Genomic DNA, 17,533 nt, shown 5'->3' with positions numbered 1-17,533 from the left:
ACGTACGGTTCTTAGAGGGGCGGCACTTGGTAACAAGTGTCGTCTACTCGACAAAAATGAGTTTAGTGGTTAGTGTATGATTGTGTGAACAGGTGAAATCGAACCACGATTTTGTCAGACTGAGTATGAACCAGTACATATAAAGTTAGATAAAAATATAGTAGAGACCACCAATTTTTGGTGATCTAATTTTTTCATTTAGCACCTGAACTCTTACAGAAAAATTAGATCTACACGTAAAAGTTAGATAAATGGCTTCTAGCCCTCGTTGTGTAAGGGGTTTCTAACTTTTAAGTCTAACTTTAAGTTAAGTGTGCTTTTTTTGTATAACAAACAGAGCTCAACGAATTAATACAATAAATCGAATAAAGGAAAGTAAAGTGGCTGAATTTAAATACAAAGATCTTTCTCAAGAAGAACAAGATAAGCTAGATGCAGCAACCTTTCGCCGTCTGCTAGCACACTTAGACAATAATAAGGATGTTCAGAACATCGACCTTATGATCTTGGCGGGCTTCTGCCGTAATTGTTTCAGCAAGTGGTATAAAGCGGAAGCTGAGCAACAAGGCCTAGACTTGGATATCGATGACGCTCGTGAGCGCGTATACGGCATGACTTACGATGAGTGGAAACAAAACCATCAGCCAAAAGCGACACCTGAGCAACTTGCGGCATTTGAAGCGAAGCAAAAGCCAGAATAATTTGTTCTCGCTAGAAATTGATGAATAGAACAAACCAAAAAAGAGCCCATCAGGGCTCTTTTTATTTTTGCGTCGGTGTTTGTTCTGTGGTTAAGCCAACTCACCCGTTTGCGAGAAAGCTTCTAGCTTCGCTGCATAAGGTTGTAGGTCACCGATATTCAGATTTACCCACTCGTCATTGAAGTAAGTGTCTAGGTAACGTTCACCGCTATCACATAGCAAAGTCACGATAGACCCTGTTTCGCCACGCGCTTTCATCTCACTGGCTAGCTGAAGCACACCGTACATGTTAGTACCGGTTGATGCGCCAACCTTGCGACCAAGAATGTCAGATAACCAATGTGTCGTTGCGATACTTGCGGCATCTGGGATTTTACGCATTTCGTCAACCACACCAGGAATGAAGCTTGGCTCTGCTCGTGGGCGACCAATACCTTCAATCTTGCTGAATGTATTGCCTTTCACGTTCGCATTGCCTGTTTGGAAGTATTCGTGGAATACAGAGTTTTCAGGGTCGACAACACAAAGCTTAGTTTCATGCTGTTGGTAGCGAATGAAGCGGCCGATAGTTGCAGAAGTACCGCCAGTACCTGGGCTCATTACTACCCAAGCTGGAACTGGGTGATCTTCCATCTGCATTTGATTGAAAATCGAGTTCGCTATGTTGTTGTTACCACGCCAGTCGGTTGCGCGCTCAGCGTAAGTAAATTGGTCCATGTAATGGCCATTCAGCTCTTCTGCTAAACGACGTGACTCATCGTAAATTTCATCTGAGCGGTCAACAAGATGTGCTTGGCCGCCGTAGAATTCAATCTGCTCAATTTTCTTCTTCGCTGTGCACTTTGGCATCACTGCGATAAACGGAAGACCTAGTAGGCGAGCAAAGTACGCTTCAGATACCGCAGTGCTACCCGATGAAGATTCAATGATCGTTGTTTCTGGGCCAACCCAACCGTTACAGATAGCGTATAAGAACAGAGAACGCGCTAAGCGGTGCTTCAAAGAGCCCGTTGGGTGTGTGCTTTCATCTTTAAGGTAAACATCAATGCCTTCGATACTTGGTAGTTCGAGCTTGATAAGGTGCGTATCCGCTGAGCGTTGGTAGTCCGCTTCAATTTTACGAATCGCGTTGTTAATCCATTGATGGTCAGTGCACATAAGCGTTCTCCTGATCGAGTGTAGGAATTCTTTGTAATTGGTATGGTTCTAATTTAGCTACAATCAGAGAGAAAAACTTTGCCATATTTGCTTTGTTTTGCTTAAATTGTAGAAAATAATTCTCTTTAAATGCAATTTGGTGAAAATGTGATAGATGCCGTAGATAAAAAAATATTAGGATTACTGCAAGAAGATAGCACCCTGTCATTGAATGACATTTCTGAAGCGGTCAATCTCACCACAACGCCTTGCTGGAAAAGGCTTAAGCGCCTCGAAGAGAACGGCATTATTGAGAAAAGAGTCGCGCTGCTGAACCCAGAAAAGCTCGATCTTTCTTTTACCGCGTTCGTATTGATTAAAACCAGTGATCATTCTCACGAATGGTATGGTCGTTTTGTGAATACTGTGTCGGAATTTCCAGAAGTGATGGAGTTTTATCGTATGGCTGGCGAATATGACTATATGATGAAGGTTCAGGTTAAAGACATGAAGTGCTTTGATGATTTCTACAAGCGCTTGGTGAATAGCATTGACGGTATCTCTAATGTGACCTCGACATTTGCGATGGAACCATTGAAGTACACGACAGCACTGCCGCTTTAAGCTCAACCTAATCTTAGGCTACCTATCGTTTCAGTTTAACTATCTTCTCAGTTTAGATCTCGCCTCTGCGATAAAAGAAAAGGATTATTCATGTTTGCAAAAGTATCTACCGCGATCCAATTGGTATTAGCGGTCGCCATTTTTTACTTGGGCTACACCATCTATTCGTTTACTAATAAAGTAGGGGAGATCGTCGATACTTATCCGCAGGTTATCGAAGATTTATCCGGTCTCACGAAAGGGCTAAAAGTGGAAGAGCTGCTAGCATTTGCTGAACATGTTAGTGAGCTTGCTCCTCAAGTTCTGAACACAGTCGAAGAGGTCAGAAAGACGATCGATGACGTGAATCAAACCGTTTCATCGGTCGACAACAAAATCCCTGCGATATTAGATGAAGTGAAAAATGTCCGAACGGAAGTCGAGCTGGTCAGAACCGATGTCATCCCACCAGCATTGACTGAGCTGAAACGATACCGTGTGGATGTTATGCCACCGATGCTCGCTGAAAGTAAATCGTACCGCGAGCAAACTATCCCCGCCGTTGTTACTGAATCTGAAATGCTAAGAGCGGAAGTGCCGAATATTTTGGTGCAAGCTAATTTGTTGGCAGATAAGAGTCAAGCTTTGGCTCAGGACGCTGCAGAAGGCGCTGTGAAAGGTGTGGTGCTATCACCATTTAACCTTCTACGAGACGCAGGTGATGGCATTAAAACGCGAGTTCAAGGCGAGTTTGAGCCAACGTTAGAAGTTGAGTAGGTTTTATTGATTTTTGCGTGACGAGTTTTCTTAAGCGTCATTAAAGAAAGAGGCTAGGTATTAAACCTAGCCTCTCTTTTTGTTTTCTCGTACATATTTTGGGCTTATAAAAAGCGTTTATTCGCTATTTATTTGAGCGTTATTTAGTAAAACGCATCACACCTTCTTGTACTGCTGTCGCTACCAGCTCACCTTTCTGGTTGAAGATCTCGCCGCGCACTAGGCCGCGAGTGTTCGCTGCCGTTGGGCTTTCAATCGCATAAAGCAGCCATTCGTCCATTTTGAATGGGCGGTGGAACCAGATTGAGTGGTCAATCGTCGCCACTTGAAAATTTGGCGTCATGATAGAGACTTCATGTGGGTGAAGCGCCGTCACTAAGAATCCCCAATCCGATGCGTAGGCAAGCAGGTATTGGTGGATCAAGTGGTTGTCTGGCATCGCGCCATTCGCTCTTACCCAAAGGTATTGTTTCGCTTCCGTCTTCTTAGGTTTCAGTGGGTTTACCACCGTCACCGGACGCATCTCAATCGGCTTTTCGCCACAGAAGGTTTTGCGCAGTTTCTCTGGTAAGAATTCCGCAATGTGGCTCGCTAATTCAGTTTCTGAGGCAAAGTTCTCTGGTCCCGGAATATCAGGCATTGAAATCTGGTGCTCAAACCCTGGCGCATCGCCATGATAAGAAGCAGTGAGATAGAAAATAGGGCGGCCATTTTGAATCGCTTTTACACGGCGTGTGCTAAAGCTGCGTCCATCTCGTAGGTTCTCAACATCGTAAATGATTGGCTTTTCAGGATCGCCGGGAAACAGAAAATAACTGTGGAACGAGTGAACACTACGGTCGTCTTGAACGGTATAACGAGCAGCAGAAAGCGCTTGTCCCAATACCTGACCGCCGTATACCTGTGGCAGGCCTAGGTTCTCACTTTGCCCACGGAATAAACCTTCTTCCAGTTTTTCTAGCTGAAGTAAACTTAGTAATTCTTGTAAAGGTTGACTCATCGCCAGCATTCCTCTTCGTAAAATGGGTGTCAGATTATGGTGTTAATCATTTAGCTTAGTCAGATATCTGTCAATAAATCATAGGGTTTCAAGACAGAATATGAAAGCTCTCTTATAATTGGTGAGTAGATTTGCCGAGTCCGGCAAATATGTTGAGAGAAATTGAATATGAAAAAGGCTCTAATTCTTATTACGTCTTTAGTATCGTTTGGTCTACTTGTTGGTTGCCAAGCAACATCAGAAACGAGCGCTTCTCAAGAAGTGGTTGCAGAGAACACTCAAGTGATTTCAGGAACAGTAAGCTACCGTGAAAGAATTGCATTGCCAGAGAATGCAGTGGTTACCGTTACGCTAGAAGATATCTCACTGGCTGATGCACCATCGACGGTTATCGCAACTCAAGAGTTCACCACAGACGGTAAGCAAGTACCGTTCGCATTCGAGCTGAGCTACGACAACGACAAAATTAAAGCTAACCACCGTTACAACATGCGCGCATCGATTCATGTTGACGGTAAACTGCGTTTCATAACGGACACGATTAAGTCAGTAATTACTGATGTAGAAAATACACAGCAAGCAGACCTACGTTTGGTTGGTGTTCGTTAATCAGAAATCGATGCCACTGTTAAGGCATCTTGATTGGCTTAACTTAGCCAGTTGAATTGACGATTAGTGGCAGCTCTAGGGCTGCCATTTGTATATTCTGAGTTTAACTTTTCCTGCATCACTCACCTCAACCCCTTCTTTAACCAAATGCTGCTTTTGTCTGTCGAACGAATCAGCCTTTAAAGATATTTCACCCTTGCTGTTTATCACTCGATACCAAGGCAGTTTGCTACCTTCTGGCAGGTTACCCAGCGCTTTACCAACATGGCGCGCATAGCCCGGAAATCCTGAAAAACGTGCTATGTCTCCATAAGTTGTTACTTTTCCATATGGAATTTGGTGAATCACAGCAAAGATTTGGCTCAAAAATTGGTCCATACTAAATGTTCCTAGTTCATAAATACCACGGATCGGTAGAAGGAGAGGGCTATGGTATTTACAACGTTTCAGTTCTTGATAACCACATTATTAGCGGTTGTCTGCGCGAGAGCAATCAGTTTAAGTGAGGGAGATATCCCAGTACTTGCAATGGTCATTCCTGCTTTATGGATTTTGCCGCAAGGAGGCATCGCAGGATTAGCTTTGCTTGTCTCCATGACCACTTATGGATTAACGCTACCGCTACAACCCATCACGCTATCAGTCAGCGTATGGGTATTATTCCCACTATTGATGGTGGTCTTTTCAAAACGCAGCAGTTTGTCGGTCGTGATTATTTCTGGCTTGATCGTCGCAACGCTACAAGTCGGGATTATGGTCACGCAATCTGCAGGTAAGCTTGAAGGCGTCCCGTGGGTTACCACACTTCAAACCTTATCAATCATCGTGATTTGGTGGGCGGCAAATCATCTTAAGCCTGCTAGCCGACACAGCTGGTGGTCATTAGGCTTAATACTTCCATTATGGATAGCCGATTTACCTTATGCCGCTTTGGTTGCCTTGTGTGTAACGGGCATCATGGCATCGATGGAAACGCTGACGCGCTTGAAAACCTTCCGCTGGAATAAACTACTGTGTTGGACACTGCCAACGGTTGGTTTTGCGGCTTTGGTGATTACTCCAAGCATCGAAGTACCGAGCCCAGTCTTTGTGGTGTGGTTGTGTCTATTAGGTACCGCGTGGATGACAGACTACATCATTCGCACAGAAGATAACGAAGACATCGATATCTAGTACTCCAGCAATCCAAACCTTCCAAATGCAGGTAAATGGTGAATTTACCTGCGATTTTCTAATGGTTTGAATAAAGGATAAGCACTTAGACCGCAATTGTTCAAAAATAGGGTGGAAGGGCTTGCAATGGTTGCTGTGATGCTTAATAATCCAATCACTCTTTGAGGCAAGCCTCTTAGAAAACGAATCTATGGGGGCCTGGTCCTCCCGCAACAATAGCTCGTGAACTCGGTCAGGCCTGGAAGGGAGCAGCCGCAGCAAGTGACTTGTGTGCCGGGATGTGGCTGGGTTCCCACCCCTTATGATGTTTGCAAACTAACTTATATCTATAGCATTGATATATGTACTAATTGCAGTATTCCGCCTTTAAAAGCCAGAGCTAGGAAATTCCTAACTCTGGCTTTTGTCGTTAGATCAATAGCAAAAAATATACTATACCTACTAATACCAACTTAGTTTGATATGGTGTTGAATGACTGCGATCGTTAAAGTTCAAGCTCAAATCAAGATTGATCACTCAGGGTTAATGTTCAATATTCCTGTTCTTATTACTGAACAGGGCGTATTTGAACCTTTGCTTGATTACGTTATTAGCCAATCTCATATAAAAAGCCTTCCTTGGATGAACCGAGTTGTGTTTGCATGCCAGTTATTACTGGAATACATGGAGGTCAATCGTGGGTTATTCTCAGAACCGAACCTTCTATTTCAATCTTTTGTACAACGGCTATCATCGGGGACCATCGACAAAGTAGGGTTTGATTCATCAGGTTTGTTTTGGTTACCTCGATCCGTCTCCAACGTTAATCAGCTTTTATCTGCATTGAATGGATTAACGGATTGGCTCTCTATCCATAAAAATACAAGCAGTCTTAACGACTTTGAAGAAGCAACCACCCACCAAGAGCGACTCAATTACGCCGCGTGGCACAAGAGAAATCAGTACAATTTTCTTGGCCATATAAAAAAAAATGCACTTCCCGAATTATTGAAAAAGGTCAGGAAAGTTCGTGGGAAGAAAGACGTAATTAAAGTGGACGGAGACGCGATTTCATTTCCAGAACAGCTATTTAAATCTTTTTTTATCGACGGTGTCGGCAGTGCGAGAGACTCCAGAATTGCCATTCGCGATCAGCTGATTTTGCTGTTGATGCACGGGGCTGGGGTTAGAGAGAGTGATGCTCTGCATTTGTGGGTTGATGATGTGTTTCTTGATCCAATGAACTCTGATAGTGTTACCGTTCGTTTATATCATCCTGAAGATGGCAAGGCACCGAATCATTGGGTCGGTAGAAAACGACAAAGTACGCGTTCGGCTTACCTTGCTGAAAAGTATCACCTAACACCACGCAATAAACTCACGGGTACCGCCAGAGTTGGTTGGAAAACCAAAGTGGTCGATCACGATGATAACTATATTCAACTTCATTGGTTTCCCTCTTATTACGGGGAAGTGTTTGCTTATTTATGGCAGCAATATTTATTTGCTTTGCTCCCTATTCAGCGCAATCACCCTTACGCTTTTGTTTCTTTTTCTAGACGGCAACTAGGTAACGCATTAACGCTAAATGCTTTCAATCAAAGCTATGCGGCGGGTATGGGCAGAATAGGTCAACTTGCATCGAAGCCAGAAGGTCGTTCACCTCATGGACATCGCCATGCCTATGGAAGACGCATGTCTAATGCAGGGGTAGATGTGCGATTCATTAAGAAAGCACTGCATCACTCTTCTCTATTATCTCAGTCGATCTACACCCAACCAGGCGTCCGTGATGTCACACTTGCTTGCGAGCGTGCCACGCAGAAGCTTGATGGTCAGCAGTATGCGAACTTCAAGCAAGATGTTGAACTGAGTTGGGAAACCATTATGGAATCTGGGTTCGAAGATATTGATCCCGACGGTTTGTTTTCAGGTAAAGCGCCAAAATTTGGGAAACGAACTAAATGAAATCAATAGACTATGAATTTAATTGGTTCACCGAAAAGAATGGTTCGGGTTGGGATACGTGGCGAGAGGTTGCGGCGACGTGGTTGCATCAAAAGAAGTATGGCATTGATCATAAGAAGAATGCATTGGACCGGTTTTTGGATGAATACTTAGTTCCGAAATTTATTATTGATCCCGTCGAGTTTTTCGAAATGGGTCCGCAAGATTATGATCAGTTTCTCGGTCAATTCGAATTGTCGGAAGGCTACAGGGTTCGACAAAACAATGAGGTGTGCTCGTTTATCGATTGGGTGATAACCACCTATTATTCTCAACCGGATGATGATGGTGAGTTGGTTGCCATGTTTAAGAACCCTTTTCAAAAAGGGTCTAATCCAGTTAAAAATCAAGAAACGGTCTACAACGCTTTACCTTATACCTACATTAAACGGTTGCGAAAAACTCTTTGTCCGATTGAAAGGGGAAACTTTTCAGACTGGAAATGGGCGATTGAGCAAAGTGACGCATTTATATTGAATGGCCGGCATCAAAGAGACTGGTTTATTGTTGACGGCTCTGTCATTGATAAAGATGACCCTGATTTTGTATGGCGGAAAATCAAAGTAGATAAGCCTCGCAGTATTAGAATTGATGGAGTGCTAAAACCGTTTAAGAAAGGTGAGCATTTTTATGTGATTTGGTCCCCCGTTCGCGCAATGGCACTGTACCTAAAATTGCAACTTCCATTACGTACTTTTCAGGTTCGTATGCTTGATTCTGGTGAAGCCGATACGTGGCGCTACGAAAGTGGAAGTTGGGTTGCTAACGAAATGAATGATTTTGTTGAAGGCAGTGAAAAGCACCCTTGGCAAAAAGGTGTATTTCACCGAATCATCACACCAGACATTGGCGATGTGATGACAGGTCTTTACATTAATACTAATAAGACCGCTGATAAGAATAAGGATGAAATCACGCGAGGCTATGTGATCCCTTGGCAGCATGAAGAGGTCTTATATTGGCTAGAAAAACTGCGCAACTGGCAACAGAAATACAACCCTATTACGGAAGCAACCTCTATTCATCAGCTTGATTACAAACATTTTGGAAGCACAAAAACTGATATTCAGCGCAATGAAATTGGCAACATTTGTTTTTTGTTCCGCAATGCCGCCGCCACCATAAATAGTGAAAAGAAATTGCCGATAACCCAAGGGTATTTGAATACACTTTGGGTTAATTTAATGGCGCAACTCGAACAGGATGTTCATGAAGATGACCATAAATTAACGGACGGTAGTAAAGTTAATTTTATTGACCCTACCAATCATCGTAAGACGTTCTTCCCACTGCATTCATTACGTGTCTCGCTTATCACTTGCTACACCATCGAAGGGGAAATCCCCGCGCCGGTATTATCCAAATTACTGGTGGGTCACAGTAGGCTCATCATGACGATGCATTACACTAAGATCTCGCCTGTGATGATGGCGAAAAAAATGCAGGTGGCAGAAAGCAAAATTGAAGAACAAAACGACGCAAGCTTGCATTCATTTTTGGTCAATAAATCGATAGAGCAGATCGGCTTAAAATCCGCTTATACAGATATTGAGTCGCTGCGCACGGTACTAAGGGTGAGGAACCCCGCAGGATGGCAGGAAAAAGCGATAGGTATTTGTTTAGCAGGAGGGAATACCACGCCCCTTGTGGAAAACACTTCAATTGCAGGTTGCTGGAATGGTGGTGAAAAACTAAAAAAAGCGAATCGTAATCAAGCGGACTTGTATGGCCCTGTTCCTCATGGAATTGAAAATTGCGTCCGTTGTCGCTGGTTTATCACCGACATCAAATACATCCATTCATTAACCGCTCACTTTAACAACCTTAGCTATCACGCCTCTGAATCAGCCAAAATCGCAGCAGAATTAGAAGCTGAGCAAGCTGAGTTGTTGGATGAAGAGTACTTTTGTGAGGTGAATAATGAGCCTTTCAAAAAATACGAGTATTTGCATCAAATAGATCGACGCATTGAAAAGCAAAAAATTGGTGCGGATGAATACTGTAAAGACTTAGTCGCGTGTTTTCAGATCATTCGTAAGCTCATTAATATCGAAGAGCAGCGCCTGCCAGAAGATACAGCGGATAAAGTCGTCGCAATGGGCTCACATGCCGAGATCTCTCCCTTCTTTAGCTTTCTAGATACAGACTCTGAATTTAGGCAATTGATACAACTGTGTGATGACGCAGAAGTTTACGCCGATCTGCGGGATGATTTAAGAAAAACACCCGCGATCACTCATCGTTCAAACAAGTTGAATTCAATGCTAATGCAATCGGGTTACATGCCATTTTTGATGCAACTTGATGATGAAACGCAACTGTTAGCGGGCAATGCAATGATTAATGCCATGCTCAAAGCGACAGGAGAACTTGATAAAACCAAAGCGATGGGTCTCATCGCATCGTATCTTGATACGGAAACGTATTTACAAGACGCGGGTTTGTTGGAGATTGGGGTTAAAGCTATTGAATCTCAAACCGGAATTAATATTTTACGTCTTGCCGATTTATCGAAAAACAAAGTTGGAGTGACTAAAAATGGCTAGCCCCGTTGATCCACATATCGTATTAGAAGAGCTTTGCTCAAGAGCAACAGCCCGCACAACGACAGCGCTAAGAACATTGCACCAAATTCTAGAACAACAAAGCCAGATGAAGTCATTGGACTTCTCTATTGTCACGATTGGAAAGTTATCTCAAGAACAAGGTGGACCTTCGACACAAACCATTCGTAATCGAACAGGAAAGCATTTTCAGCAATTGATTGATGCGTGGGCAGCCTATTCGGGAACGACTCGTAAGAAGCCACTCTCGGTGCGTCAAAAGCAGCTTCTCAACAATAATGACCAACGCATACTGGAGTCTATCGATGATCCAGTCATTCGAGCGGTTGTCGGTTCGTTAATTGCGGAGAGGAACAAATACAGAGACCAGCTTAACGTATTAAAAGCGAATGCCGATATTGTCATAGACCGGACTACTAAATCTCAGCCTCAGGTGGCGGCTACTTCAAATCAGCTGACACCAATAGAAGTGGAGGCTCTGCGGTTTGCCATTTCTGACGAGTTTATGGATGAAAAAAGATGGGTTGTGATGCCGACGGGGCAAGTTAAAGATGAAAATGGCATAGAGGTTTACCAGCGAGGTTATGTGAATGGGGTGCTTAAATTAATCTAAGTGTGGGGGAAGTAGGGCTGTGGACGACGCTTTGCCCGGAAGTGAGTTGAGTTAACGGTTACCGGATCACCTAACAAGGTTTTGCCCCATTCTCACTTAGAGTAATTGCTCTTCGTTAAGCGAGTCTGCTGAGATTATCCAAAATTTTCTAATGTTAGAAACGGATAAACACTCTGGGTATTGAACCTAAACATGTTGGCAGAAATAGTAAGATTATCTCCCAACAGCATTAACTGTTGGGGAGGATATAAAGGTGAATGTTGTCTTTCGGATGTTAGTTAACAGAATTCGAAACTATGTTCTTCGAGGTCCTAAAATGCCGAATTAGCTACTTTTGTTAGGTAAGCTATAAATATCATTAATGGCAAAGTACCTCCCCAACGATGAAGAGTGTAAGTGGCTTGTTTGTTACTCGATGATTGTGATTTAAGCAAGGGAACAGCAAGCATTACACCTAATACCCCTGTTAAAATAATCATGTAAGGAATATCTCGGCTTACGACTTGCTCTGGAATGATCAACTCTTGACCTACTATCGAAGGTATAGCGATTACTCCCAATAAATTGAAAATATTCGAGCCTATTACAGTGGCAAATACAATGTCGTACATTCCTCTGCGCACTCCAGCAATCGCAGCCGCCAGTTCGGGTAAGCTTGTCCCAAATGCAATTATAGTCAATCCAATGGTAAGCTCGCTCAAACCAGCTAGTTGAGCCAAGTTAACCGCTCCCCAGACCATTAACCGCGATGAGGTTAACAGCAGTAACAACATCACTAAACTTTCCCACCCGGCTCGTTTTTTAGTTAATGGCAAGAACTCGAGATCATCTTCAGAAACCTCACCTTGTCTTACGGACTTAGCTAAATAGAAACAGTATACGGCTAGAAAAATCACCAATAATAGACCGTCTGTAATATTTAGCTTTCCTGTGGACATCAGTGCGCTACAGATCAGCATTGATCCTGCCAATATCGGAAACTCTTTTTTGATAAAGCGCTTGTTAGCTTGGATGGGAGCCATTAACACAGCAATGGAAAGCACAAGACCAATATTAATAATATTAGAACCAATACCATTGCCTACAGCCAACTCTCCTGCATTATTTAAAGCAGCAACGGCGGATACGAGTAATTCGGGGGCCGATGTTCCAAACGCAACAACAGTCATACCTATAAAAATCAATGATATGTTGCAATGCTTGGCATAGGTTGCAGATGCAGAAATAAGCCGATCTGCACTGAATGCCACTAAAACTAAGCCGATTGATAACGCTAACGATGGGAGTAAAAAAACAGTCATAGAATAAGTATTCAGAGGGCCTATAACAAACACGAACAACCCCACACTTAGCCCTCGCATAAAGTGTGTAAGTTGTTCGAGTCTCGCTGGGTAGGTACTAAAAACTACTGGTTGCACCATGACGTCTGGTCAAATATGTTGACACAACCTTTTGCAATGCTAGCAAAGCAAAATAGCTACTCCCTCAAACTGGTGAAGACTATAAACGCATAGAGCTAGAAAAGCAATTTGCAGTACGTAGACTAATCCGTAATTTGCTAATTTAGCAAAACCGTTGACAAACTTTTGTCCATAAATGAGTTGAACGACGCCGCTACGTGGTGTGATCACCAAGGGATTCTGTCGTATCTTAATTACTAAGCGATTCATGGGTTTTGAAAACGGAACACATCAACAATTTGTTGTCTAAAATCACCCACTACGTCGAAGTAGTGGCACTGTTCTTCAGAGTTGTGGTTAGATAAGGTGGCTGCTTTTTGTTCAGTTTTAGTTAGTTGTGTTTCGCCCCATGAAATCTGGGTGCCTGAACTTTTTATGCTTGAGTAGTTTGGTATCCGCGTGTTATGAATTTCTGAAAATGCAGCGTTGTTATGGGGCATGTGTTCTTGAAATACTACATCGTTCAAAGGGATCTCCTCTGCGACTCGGTTGGCATAAGTCACTAGGTTGGGTTCGGCAAAAGTATATAACCACGCTTCTTGGTTTATCCCTTTGTTTATCCTGAGAATACGCCCCAAGATTTGCCTGAAGTAAAGCTCTGTTTTAACCTTGCTAAGGTGGCAGCACACTTGAAGCCTAGGGATATCTGTCCCTTCGCTAATCATTCCCACACTCACTATCCAATCGGAATCGCTGCTTCTGAAGTCATCGATGATCCCTGAAGGGGCGTCATGCTTGTAAGTGACAAGAACCGCCTTTTTATTAAACTCTTCGGAAAGCATTGAGTGTATTCTTATCGCGTGCTCAACAGATGCCGCTACCACTAACCCTGCGGCGTTTGGTTTCTTTTCCTGAATCGCATCTAGCTTCTTTAAGCCTAATTTTATCAGGTATCTTATGCAGGTATCGTCGGTGATGATACTTTGATAGTAGCCAAAAGGTTCATCCAGATATTCACGGATGGATGAGAAGTGGCGAGTTTCTGAATCGTTAGATTTTGCAGTGATCATTTCGTTGTCGACTAAGACAATACTGGGTAAGCGACATACTTTATCTTTAACCGCTTGGCTCAACCCATAGACGTAGTTACATTCAATTTCAGCCGTGTTGATGTTGTAGCTTGATAGGCTTACCGGTGCTTTATCAGAACGCCATGGCGTACCAGTTAATGAAAGTGTGTATCGAGCGTGGGATTGTATGTGTTGAATAACTTTTTCACCCCATGCGTTTGCCTCTGTCATGTTGAGCCCCGCGCAATGATGAATTTCATCAAGGACAACCAGGACTCGGTGAGTTTGTAGCAAAGACCAAAAGTAGTCATCAAAGTACTGCAAACCTTGATAGGTATACGAGGCACCTAACGCTCCAATCGCGCCATCAAAACGACAGTTCAGGTGATTCTTAAAGGTATAGGCTAATCCCTGCGATATGGCGGTTGAAGGTGAAAAGCAAAGGACAAAGTCGATAGCTTTTTGTTCAAGTAGCCGAGAGGCAACTTCTGCCGCCATGACTGACTTTCCAGCCCCAGGCGTTGCAAGACAGAGGAAGTGAGACTGACCTTTCTGATAGTGATGCAGGGCCAGTTCGACGCACTCTGATTGCCACTGGCGCAAAGCTATCATGATAGTGCTAATGCCATTTTAATTGCTCTTATCTGACCAACCAATTTCGAACTTTGAATCTTGGTCTTGCTCCTTACATCATGTAAGCCTTCTTTTAAATGAGGGAACTCAGAACTAAGACCTTGATAGGTTTCAAACTCATGTAAGCAGGCTAAAAAGTCACTTTCACATTGCTCTAATCTTTCTTGAAGAACCGTTTTAGGCGAATTTGATTTGCTTTCATAAGAGCTGTTATGGTTTTCGCTGACTTTGATAGTGCTGTTGTTTTTCGAGAGTTCCCAGGTTGTTTTTGAAAACAGCTCAGTCTTTTGATACGTCACTTTTTTGGTGCCTTTAACGCTTACTTTACACAGTAGCTGTTTATTTTCTAGGCGTAGGATATGTCGGTACACCAGTCGTCTTGCTGCAGCTTTATCTAACGTAGAACCAGCGAGAGCCAGGTACCGATCCCTAAGTTCTAATACAGAAAAATCATCAAGTTGATCCTCAATGAGAATTTGATAGAGAAACGGAATTAGGTGAATTGGTTTACTGGACATTTTGTTTACCGAAATTTCGAGTGGGATTTTAAATGCGGATTATAGTCCGTGGCTTTATATGCCGCAAGTAAGGATAGTTTTCATTTTAGCTTGGATTAAAAATGAAAGACTTAGCGGTTAAATTTGGCTCGAAATTACGTGAGGTACGTAAAGAAAAAGGCATCTCTCAAGATAAACTCGCGCTCATTGCTGATATAGATAGAAGTTACGTTGGCCGCATTGAACGTGGTGAAGTGAATATTACACTCGAAAAAGTCTATGGCTTGGCACAAGCCTTAGAATGCAATGTTGTTGAGTTGCTGCCAGCGCAATAGCTAAAAGAGTATTCATACCATTCAAGAATCGCTGCGGTTGTCGTTAAGTATCTTGTATACGCTGTTTCTTGAAATGCCTAGCATACTAGAGATCTGTGTAATTTTTTGATGCTCAGAATGCATACTGATGACTTGTTGCTTTATTGCGTTCGAGAGTGGTTTCCTACCTTTGTATTTTCCAGCGGCTTTTGCTGCCGCGATCCCTTCAAGTTGACGTTCACTGCGAATGTTTAATTCAAACTCGGCAAAGACGGCCAACATATCGAGAAACGCTTTGCCGGATGCTGAATCTGTTGAGATAGGTTGTTCTAAAGCGGTCAGTAGGATTTGCTGCTCGTTAAAGGTTTTGACCATCTGCTGCAAATCTAGAACAGACCTGGCGATGCGATCGATTCTTGTAATGACGAGAGTGTCTCCGGCTCTTAGGTATTCCATTAGATCCACCAAACCTTGACGTTTGATGTTTGACCCCGTCGAAGTATCAGAGAAGATTTTGATACAACCTGCTTCCGTGAGTTTCTGAATCTGGAGATCTAATGATTGCTCTGTAGTGGAAACTCGTGCGTAGCCGACCTTGCTCATTGAATTTGCTCATTTAGCATCTAGACTTATTGAACATAGTGTCATTTAAAGTGTTTATCCACTCTAAATGAACATTATTGAGAAGCGATGAGTTTGTTGAATTAGGGTATACCTTAAATGAAGGCTTGCAGCCGCATGATGTGGAAGCTACTCGTTTAGAAAAGAGGAGACGTCATGAATTTTCGAGATCCTGAGCTTATTCTTGTTAAGCGTTTTCGTGGCGGAAAGAAATCCTATTTTCAAGTGAATTCATTTGATACCGAATGCGTGTCATTACAGGATATAGAACATGGCGAATGCTTTTGCTTTAAACGAGCGCAGTTAGAAAGCCACATTAACAGCGGCCTTCTTATCGCAACGGTCAAAAATAATGTTCCTGACGTTTTATTCATCAATGCTGTTAAAAAGAAAACAAAACCTGTAGCCGTTGGCAAGAAGAAAACAAAACCTGTAGCCGTTGGCAAGAAAGCAGCGAATGAAATGGAGGTAGAGCGTCGATATTTCTATGTGCACAAAGTACTGGATTCGGATCTTCCTGCATTGTCAGCAAATCGGTTAACACCTTGGATTAGCAAGGTAGCAGCAGAAATCGAAGATGAATCCCCACCATCATATAAAACACTCACCCGATGGCTTAAAGCGTTTAATGAATCGGGATGGAAAAAAGCGTCGCTGCTCTCACGTCATCATAATAAAGGTAATCACTCCAATCGACTGCCCCCTGAAGTAGATCAATTACTATCTCAGGTTATCGTTGAGCATGCTAGGTCTTCAGTGAGAGTTAATATAGGCAAAGCACATCGAGATTTTATTGAGCGAATGGAACGGCTGAATGAGCGTCGATGCAACGAAGGGCTACCGATGCTTACTCCGAGCAGTTATGAAACTACGTTGCAGCGTTTCAGAAAGTGACCATCTGGTTGTTTATTTTTGTAGCCTTATAACGGGATGAACAATGAACTTTAGCGACCCTAATCTTATTCTTGTGAAGCGCTATCGAGGCGGCAAGTGTTCTCATTATCAGGTAAGTGATGTGAGCCGAACTGAAATTACCATCAAAGACATCGAGCATGGTGGGCACTTTTCCTTTGCAACACGCCAATTAGAATCCCATATACAAAAAGGCCTGTTGGTTGCTGTCATTAAAGATGCTCTCCCTGAAACGGTATTTGTTAACCCTGTAGGCAAAAAGGCTAAGTCCCAGAAAGCGAGCCGAGAGTTAGAATACGAAAAAACAATGGAAAGGCGCTATGCGTACGTAAGGGGAGTATTGGACTCTGATGTTCCGGCGTATACCGAAAAGCGACTGGTTCCGTGGCTTGCTACATTTTCTGAAACTATTGAGGATGCAAATCCACCAAGCTGGCGAACGCTAGCAGAGTGGGTCAGTGTGTACGTGAAATCAGGTTGGCAAAAGAAAGCCTTGAAACCTGCTCACGCGCGTAAGGGTAATCGAACACAATATTTGGATGATGAGGTTGAGAGGCTTTTATTGAAGGTTGTTAGGGACCACTCATTAAAACAAATCAGAGTGAACTATACGCAAGCGCATAATGATTTCTTGAAGCTTGTGGATGATCTCAATCGATCGAGAGTTAAGCAGGGTTTGAAACCAGTTAAAGCGAGCAGTTACCGCACAACGGTTAACCGATTTCAACGGTAGTATAGTGATAGCCATATGTACTAATCTGATACCTATTTAAAATTAAATAAAATCAAAGGCTTAATTGGATTGGTATCCAGTGTGCTATAAATTTATATCCTGTTGCAAGCATCACCTTAAAAAAGCCGCTCTTTATGAAGTGACCCCGTAAAGTTGGACATTTCTGTTAAGCGGCTTTCAAGGCCTGAG

General features: G+C 43.0%; 18 protein-coding genes and 1 other RNA gene. 12 read left to right on the top strand and 7 right to left on the bottom strand.

The window, feature by feature from the left end; all coding sequences use genetic code 11:
- Window positions 1-380 precede the first annotated feature (380 nt).
- The gene (locus tag AB6F11_RS20495) at window positions 381-701 is read left to right on the top strand and encodes a DUF1244 domain-containing protein (protein ID WP_004736423.1); all 321 of its coding nucleotides are present in this window, start codon (window positions 381-383) and stop codon (window positions 699-701) included.
- A gap of 90 nt (window positions 702-791) precedes the next feature.
- Here the strand turns inward: AB6F11_RS20495 and AB6F11_RS20490 are convergent, their stop codons facing one another.
- Window positions 792-1,859 carry a PLP-dependent cysteine synthase family protein gene (locus AB6F11_RS20490; RefSeq protein ID WP_017070263.1) on the bottom strand — a complete coding sequence of 356 codons (1,068 nt, stop codon included), beginning with the start codon at window positions 1,857-1,859 and terminating at the stop codon, window positions 792-794.
- Between the two features lie 129 nt (window positions 1,860-1,988).
- Between AB6F11_RS20490 and AB6F11_RS20485 the strand changes: the two genes are divergently transcribed.
- Together AB6F11_RS20485 and AB6F11_RS20480 are read left to right on the top strand one after the other, a co-directional pair.
- On the top strand, window positions 1,989-2,462 hold the full coding sequence (locus AB6F11_RS20485) for an Lrp/AsnC family transcriptional regulator (RefSeq protein ID WP_017099910.1): 474 nt from the start codon (window positions 1,989-1,991) through the stop codon (window positions 2,460-2,462).
- A gap of 90 nt (window positions 2,463-2,552) precedes the next feature.
- Entirely contained in the window at window positions 2,553-3,218 is a 666-nt protein-coding gene (locus AB6F11_RS20480) for a hypothetical protein (RefSeq protein WP_102393842.1), read from the top strand.
- A gap of 139 nt (window positions 3,219-3,357) precedes the next feature.
- Here AB6F11_RS20480 and tesB read toward each other — a convergent pair whose 3' ends face one another.
- Window positions 3,358-4,218: an acyl-CoA thioesterase II gene (gene tesB / locus AB6F11_RS20475; RefSeq protein ID WP_029235187.1), complete on the bottom strand. Its 861-nt coding sequence runs from the start codon at window positions 4,216-4,218 to the stop codon at window positions 3,358-3,360.
- A 168-nt stretch (window positions 4,219-4,386) separates the two neighbouring features.
- On the opposite strand from tesB, the gene AB6F11_RS20470 reads away from it, so the two are divergent.
- Complete coding sequence (locus AB6F11_RS20470) at window positions 4,387-4,827, top strand: YbaY family lipoprotein (RefSeq protein ID WP_017058951.1); 441 nt, start codon at window positions 4,387-4,389, stop codon at window positions 4,825-4,827.
- Window positions 4,828-4,902: 75 nt separating this feature from the next.
- Here AB6F11_RS20470 and AB6F11_RS20465 read toward each other — a convergent pair whose 3' ends face one another.
- A complete protein-coding gene (locus tag AB6F11_RS20465) occupies window positions 4,903-5,205 on the bottom strand; it encodes an MGMT family protein (protein WP_017058952.1) in 303 nt (100 codons plus the stop codon).
- A 51-nt stretch (window positions 5,206-5,256) separates the two neighbouring features.
- Here AB6F11_RS20465 and AB6F11_RS20460 point away from each other — a divergent pair, with 51 nt between their 5' ends.
- The 5 genes from AB6F11_RS20460 to gmtX all read left to right on the top strand — a co-directional run bounded on the left by AB6F11_RS20460 (window position 5,257) and on the right by gmtX (window position 11,164).
- Entirely contained in the window at window positions 5,257-6,000 is a 744-nt protein-coding gene (locus tag AB6F11_RS20460; protein ID WP_102393843.1) for a hypothetical protein, read from the top strand.
- A gap of 196 nt (window positions 6,001-6,196) precedes the next feature.
- An RNA gene (gene ffs, locus AB6F11_RS20455) (signal recognition particle sRNA small type) lies at window positions 6,197-6,293 on the top strand.
- Between the two features lie 179 nt (window positions 6,294-6,472).
- Window positions 6,473-7,948: a gamma-mobile-trio recombinase GmtY gene (gene gmtY, locus AB6F11_RS20450; RefSeq protein ID WP_102393844.1), complete on the top strand. Its 1,476-nt coding sequence runs from the start codon at window positions 6,473-6,475 to the stop codon at window positions 7,946-7,948.
- On the top strand, window positions 7,945-10,533 hold the full coding sequence (locus tag AB6F11_RS20445; RefSeq protein ID WP_102319973.1) for an integrase family protein: 2,589 nt from the start codon (window positions 7,945-7,947) through the stop codon (window positions 10,531-10,533). Before gmtY ends, AB6F11_RS20445 begins: the two co-directional genes overlap by 4 nt.
- A complete protein-coding gene (gene gmtX, locus AB6F11_RS20440; protein ID WP_102319972.1) occupies window positions 10,526-11,164 on the top strand; it encodes a gamma-mobile-trio protein GmtX in 639 nt (212 codons plus the stop codon). Before AB6F11_RS20445 ends, gmtX begins: the two co-directional genes overlap by 8 nt.
- A 311-nt stretch (window positions 11,165-11,475) precedes the next feature.
- On the opposite strand, the gene AB6F11_RS20435 is transcribed toward gmtX, so the two are convergent.
- The 3 genes from AB6F11_RS20435 to AB6F11_RS20425 all read right to left on the bottom strand — a co-directional run bounded on the left by AB6F11_RS20435 (window position 11,476) and on the right by AB6F11_RS20425 (window position 14,785).
- A complete protein-coding gene (locus AB6F11_RS20435) occupies window positions 11,476-12,465 on the bottom strand; it encodes a calcium/sodium antiporter (protein WP_032545875.1) in 990 nt (329 codons plus the stop codon).
- 365 nt (window positions 12,466-12,830) lie between these two features.
- Window positions 12,831-14,246, bottom strand: a complete 1,416-nt coding sequence (locus AB6F11_RS20430; protein WP_170963076.1) for a DEAD/DEAH box helicase — start codon at window positions 14,244-14,246, stop codon at window positions 12,831-12,833.
- Window positions 14,243-14,785, bottom strand: a complete 543-nt coding sequence (locus tag AB6F11_RS20425; protein WP_102393846.1) for a hypothetical protein — start codon at window positions 14,783-14,785, stop codon at window positions 14,243-14,245. Before AB6F11_RS20425 ends, AB6F11_RS20430 begins: the two co-directional genes overlap by 4 nt.
- A gap of 101 nt (window positions 14,786-14,886) precedes the next feature.
- Here AB6F11_RS20425 and AB6F11_RS20420 point away from each other — a divergent pair, with 101 nt between their 5' ends.
- The gene (locus tag AB6F11_RS20420; protein ID WP_102393847.1) at window positions 14,887-15,099 is read left to right on the top strand and encodes a helix-turn-helix domain-containing protein; all 213 of its coding nucleotides are present in this window, start codon (window positions 14,887-14,889) and stop codon (window positions 15,097-15,099) included.
- Between the two features lie 21 nt (window positions 15,100-15,120).
- On the opposite strand, the gene AB6F11_RS20415 is transcribed toward AB6F11_RS20420, so the two are convergent.
- Window positions 15,121-15,681, bottom strand: a complete 561-nt coding sequence (locus AB6F11_RS20415) for a recombinase family protein (protein ID WP_102393848.1) — start codon at window positions 15,679-15,681, stop codon at window positions 15,121-15,123.
- 174 nt (window positions 15,682-15,855) lie between these two features.
- Here AB6F11_RS20415 and AB6F11_RS20410 point away from each other — a divergent pair, with 174 nt between their 5' ends.
- Window positions 15,856-16,593 (top strand): helix-turn-helix domain-containing protein, encoded by a 738-nt coding sequence (locus AB6F11_RS20410; protein ID WP_102393849.1) that lies wholly within the window; start codon window positions 15,856-15,858, stop codon window positions 16,591-16,593.
- Between the two features lie 43 nt (window positions 16,594-16,636).
- A complete protein-coding gene (locus AB6F11_RS20405) occupies window positions 16,637-17,344 on the top strand; it encodes a hypothetical protein (protein WP_102393850.1) in 708 nt (235 codons plus the stop codon).
- Window positions 17,345-17,533 lie beyond the last annotated feature (189 nt).

The sequence above is a fragment of the Vibrio sp. 10N.247.311.14 genome, from assembly GCF_041467715.1.
GTDB classification, from domain to species: Bacteria; Pseudomonadota; Gammaproteobacteria; order Enterobacterales; family Vibrionaceae; genus Vibrio; species Vibrio crassostreae_C.
The sequence above is the reverse complement of the archived record's forward strand: the minus strand, read 5'-3'. Positions and strand labels throughout refer to the sequence as shown.

Excerpts from the sequence above, each read along its gene's own strand:
- AB6F11_RS20410 (WP_102393849.1), top strand. The coding sequence starts at position 15,856 with ATGAATTTTCGAGATCCTGAGCTTATTCTTGTTAAGCGTTTTCGTGGC.
- tesB (WP_029235187.1), bottom strand. The coding sequence starts at position 4,218 with ATGAGTCAACCTTTACAAGAATTACTAAGTTTACTTCAGCTAGAAAAA.
- AB6F11_RS20415 (WP_102393848.1), bottom strand. The coding sequence starts at position 15,681 with ATGAGCAAGGTCGGCTACGCACGAGTTTCCACTACAGAGCAATCATTA.
- AB6F11_RS20490 (WP_017070263.1), bottom strand. The coding sequence starts at position 1,859 with ATGTGCACTGACCATCAATGGATTAACAACGCGATTCGTAAAATTGAA.
- AB6F11_RS20445 (WP_102319973.1), top strand. The coding sequence starts at position 7,945 with ATGAAATCAATAGACTATGAATTTAATTGGTTCACCGAAAAGAATGGT.
- AB6F11_RS20465 (WP_017058952.1), bottom strand. The coding sequence starts at position 5,205 with ATGGACCAATTTTTGAGCCAAATCTTTGCTGTGATTCACCAAATTCCA.
- AB6F11_RS20485 (WP_017099910.1), top strand. The coding sequence starts at position 1,989 with ATGCAATTTGGTGAAAATGTGATAGATGCCGTAGATAAAAAAATATTA.
- AB6F11_RS20480 (WP_102393842.1), top strand. The coding sequence starts at position 2,553 with ATGTTTGCAAAAGTATCTACCGCGATCCAATTGGTATTAGCGGTCGCC.
- AB6F11_RS20435 (WP_032545875.1), bottom strand. The coding sequence starts at position 12,465 with ATGACTGTTTTTTTACTCCCATCGTTAGCGTTATCAATCGGCTTAGTT.
- gmtY (WP_102393844.1), top strand. The coding sequence starts at position 6,473 with ATGACTGCGATCGTTAAAGTTCAAGCTCAAATCAAGATTGATCACTCA.
- AB6F11_RS20420 (WP_102393847.1), top strand. The coding sequence starts at position 14,887 with ATGAAAGACTTAGCGGTTAAATTTGGCTCGAAATTACGTGAGGTACGT.
- AB6F11_RS20460 (WP_102393843.1), top strand. The coding sequence starts at position 5,257 with ATGGTATTTACAACGTTTCAGTTCTTGATAACCACATTATTAGCGGTT.
- AB6F11_RS20430 (WP_170963076.1), bottom strand. The coding sequence starts at position 14,246 with ATGATAGCTTTGCGCCAGTGGCAATCAGAGTGCGTCGAACTGGCCCTG.
- AB6F11_RS20405 (WP_102393850.1), top strand. The coding sequence starts at position 16,637 with ATGAACTTTAGCGACCCTAATCTTATTCTTGTGAAGCGCTATCGAGGC.
- AB6F11_RS20470 (WP_017058951.1), top strand. The coding sequence starts at position 4,387 with ATGAAAAAGGCTCTAATTCTTATTACGTCTTTAGTATCGTTTGGTCTA.
- AB6F11_RS20425 (WP_102393846.1), bottom strand. The coding sequence starts at position 14,785 with ATGTCCAGTAAACCAATTCACCTAATTCCGTTTCTCTATCAAATTCTC.
- gmtX (WP_102319972.1), top strand. The coding sequence starts at position 10,526 with ATGGCTAGCCCCGTTGATCCACATATCGTATTAGAAGAGCTTTGCTCA.